The sequence below is a fragment of the Actinotalea sp. genome (assembly GCF_041597215.1).
In the GTDB taxonomy this organism is placed as follows: domain Bacteria; phylum Actinomycetota; class Actinomycetes; order Actinomycetales; family Cellulomonadaceae; genus Actinotalea.
The window spans coordinates 1-3,620 of record NZ_JBFHHB010000285.1 but is presented as its reverse complement, the minus strand read 5'-3'; the positions used below and the strand labels follow the sequence as shown (position 1 = coordinate 3,620).

At 77.0% G+C, this 3,620-nt stretch carries 2 protein-coding genes and 1 pseudogene; all 3 read left to right on the top strand.

The window, feature by feature from the left end; genetic code table 11:
- A pseudogene (locus tag ABWK99_RS14680) lies at positions 1 to 1,338 on the top strand (primosomal protein N'); the annotation flags it as partial.
- 57 nt (positions 1,339 to 1,395) lie between these two features.
- Entirely contained in the window at positions 1,396 to 2,325 is a 930-nt protein-coding gene (gene fmt / locus ABWK99_RS14675) for a methionyl-tRNA formyltransferase (protein ID WP_372595441.1), read from the top strand.
- Positions 2,322 to 3,620 (top strand): RsmB/NOP family class I SAM-dependent RNA methyltransferase (locus ABWK99_RS14670; RefSeq protein WP_372595440.1); only part of this gene is annotated, 1,299 nt, incomplete at its 3' end. The genes fmt and ABWK99_RS14670, both read left to right, overlap by 4 nt.

Below are 3,620 nucleotides of genomic sequence, written 5' to 3'. Positions count from 1 at the left end.
GGGCTCGTCCGTCTCGTCGCCGACGACGGGCCCGCGGCCAGGTACCGGGCGTTCCTCGCCGTGTCGCGCGGTGAGGCGGATGTCGTCGTCGGGACGAGGGCAGCGGCCTTCGCCCCGCTGCACCGGCCAGGACTCCTCGTGTGCTGGGACGACGCCGATCCGCTGCACGCGGAACCACGGGCTCCCTACCCCCATGCGCGGGAGGTGCTCGCGATGCGGTCCGCGCAGAGCGGCGCCGCGCTCCTCGTGGGTGGCCACGGCCGGTCGGTCGCCGCACACCGGTGGGTCGCCACGGGGTGGGCCGCGGCCCTGGTCGCTCCGCGCGAGGTGGTCAGGGCCCGCACCCCGCGGGTGGTCGTGCTCGACTCGGTCGAGCTCGCCGCCGAGGGGCCGGCCGCTGCCGCCCGGATACCCGCCCCCGCCTGGCGGGCGGTGCGCGCGGGTCTCGACCGGGGCCCGGTGCTGGTCCAGGTCCCGCGTGCGGGTTACCTTCCCGCCGTGGCCTGCCGCCGGTGCCGCACCGCGGCGCGCTGCCGCTGGTGCTCCGGTCCGCTGGAGATCACGGGTCCGGACGTACCGGCCCGGTGCCGGTGGTGCGCGCGCCTCGCCACCGGCTGGAGCTGCCCCGAGTGCTCGGACCCCGGGTTGCGCTCGATCCGTGTCGGCTCGGAACGCACCGCGGAGGAGCTCGGCCGTGCGTTCCCCGGGGTGCCGGTGCGCCGCTCGAGCGCGGCGGCCGGCGTGCTGCGTGAGGTCGACGGTCGCCCGGCGCTCGTGGTGGCGACGACGGGGGCGGAGCCCGTTGCCCTCGGGGGCTACGCCGCCGCCGTGCTCCTGGACGCCCAGGTGACCAGCGGCCGGCCGGGACTCGATGCCGCCGAGGCGGCGCTGCGCACCTGGATCGGTGCGGCATCCCTGGTGCGGCCGGCCTCGGAGGGAGGTGTCGTTCTCCTCGTGGGGGACGCAGCGCCGGCTCCCGTCGGCGCCCTGGTCCGCTGGGACCCCGCCGGCCTCGCCGAGCGGGAGATGGCGGACCGCACCGAGCTCGGGCTGCCGCCCGCCCTGCACTTCGTCGCCCTCGACGGGCCACGGCGGGTCGTGGAGGACCTCGCCGCCTCGTTGCACGCCGGTGCGGCCCAGCTGGGTCCCACACCGCTGGGCGAGGCGCCGGGAGACGTGCTGGACCCGGAGACCGAGCGTCCGGTGCGCCTGCTCCTGCGCAGCCCGTGGGCCTCGGCGCCCTCCGTGCAGGCCGAGCTCAAGGCGGTCATCGCGACCAGGAGTGCGCGGCGCGAGAGGCTCGTGCGGGTGCAGGTGGAGCCGACGGACCTCGGGTGAGGGCCGCGCGGGCCCTGCTCGGGACCCGCCTGCCCTCGCGCCGCCTAGGATCGACGCGTGCGTCTCCTCTTTGCCGGTACCCCGACCGTCGCGTTGCCCTCCCTGGACGCGATCCTCGCCTCCGAGCATGAGGTCGTCGCCGTCCTCACCCGCCCCGACGCCCCGGCGGGCCGCGGACGGCGGACGGCACCGAGCCCTGTCCGGGTGCGCGCCGAGGAGGCCGGGCTCCCGGTGCTGACCCCGAGGACCCTGCGGGACGCGGAGGTCCAGGCGCAGATCACCGAGCTCGGGGTCGACTGCGCGCCGGTCGTCGCCTACGGAGGTCTGGTGCCCCCTGCGCTCCTCGACGTCCCGCGGCACGGCTGGGTCAACCTGCACTTCTCCCTCCTTCCGGCGTGGCGCGGTGCGGCGCCGGTCCAGCACGCGGTGCTGCACGGCGACGAGGTCACGGGCGCCACGACCTTCCGCCTGGAGGAGGGCCTGGACACCGGGCCCGTCTTCGGCACCCTCACCGAGACGGTGCGTCCCCTGGACACCGCCGGGTCGCTGCTCGACCGGCTGGCCCACGCCGGAGCCGGGCTCCTGGTGGCCACTCTCGACGCCCTGGCCGCCGGCGAGCTCGTGGCCGTGCCGCAGTCCACGGACGACGTGAGCCTCGCGCCACGACTGTCGACGGAGGACGGCCGGGTGCGGTGGGAGCATCCGGCGCTGGCCGTGGACCGGCGGATCCGCGCCTGCACCCCGGCCCCCGGGGCGTGGACCACGACGCCGGACGGTGCCCGGCTCAAGCTCGGACCGGTGCGGCTGCGACCGGAGGTGACGCACCTCGGTCCCGGGGTCGTCGAGGCGTCCAAGACCGGGGTGCTGGTGGGCACCGGGAGCCATGCGGTCGAGCTCGCAGAGGTCGCTCCCGCGGGGAAGCGGGCGATGCCGGCAGCCGACTGGGCCCGCGGGGTCCGTCTCGGTGCGGATGGGAGGCTCGGATGAGCCAGGACGAGCGGCGTGACGGATCCGGTCGGCAGCGCGGACGGGCCCGGGTCGAGGGACGCACGCAACGGTCCGCTGCTGCCCCCTCGGGCAGGGCTCGGCACGGTGACCCGGCCCGCGCGGCCGCGTTCGAGGTCCTGCGTCAGGTCGACGGCTCGGACGCCTACGCGAACCTCGTCCTCCCGCCCCTGCTGCGGTCGCGGCACCTGACGGGTCGTGACGCCGCCTTCGCCACCGAGCTCGCCTACGGCACCCTTCGCCTGCAGGGCCGGTACGACGCGATCCTGGCGATCGCGACGGGCCGTCCGATCGCCCAGCTCGACGCCCCGGTCCGTGACGTGCTGCGGCTCGGGGCGCACCAGCTCCTCGGGATGCGCGTCCCCGCCCATGCCGCCGTCTCGGAGACGGTCGCGCTGACCAGGGCGCTGGTGGGCGCGGGGCCGGCCCAGCTGGTCAACGCCGCCCTGCGGCGCGTGAGCGAGAAGGAGCTCGACGCGTGGCTCGCCCTGCTGACCGAGTCCGCCCAGGACGACACCGAACGACTCGCCGTGGTCCACAGCCACCCGGCGTGGATCGTGCGCGCCTTCCGCCAGGCCCTCGCCGCGGAGGGTCGTGACCCCGGCGAGCTCGAGGCGCTGCTCGAGGCCGACAACGCGGCCCCGGCCGTCACGCTCGTCGTCCGGCCCGGACTCGCGGACCGTGACCAGGTGCTCGCCGGTCTGTCCGGGGGCGAGGCGGGCCGCTGGACGCCGACGGCCATCCGGATGGCCGCGGGCGACCCGGCCCAGGTCGCAGGGGTCGCCGGCGGCCGGGTCGGGGTCCAGGACGAGGGCAGCCAGCTCGTGGCCCTCGCGCTGGCCTCGGCGCCGACCCTTCCCGGGGCAGGGACTGCGGGTGCGCCCGTCGGCGAACGCTGGCTCGACCTGTGCGCGGGGCCGGGAGGCAAGTCGGCGCTGCTGGGAGCGGTGGCCAGCGCCGCTGGCGCGCATCTCGTCGCCAACGAGATCGCACCCCACCGGGCGGCCCTGGTCGAGCGCTCGGTCGCCGCCCTCCCGCCGGGCACGGTCGAGGTGCGCACGGGCGACGGGACGACGATCGGCGCGCAGGAGCCGGGGGTCTACGACCGCGTCCTGGTGGACGCCCCCTGCACGGGGCTCGGCGCGCTGCGCCGACGTCCCGAGTCGCGGTGGCGCCGCACCCCTGGTGACCTGGGTCGCTTGTCGACGTTGCAGCGCGAGCTCCTCTCCTCGGCGCTCGACGCCACCCGCCCCGGGGGAGTCGTGGCCTACGTCACG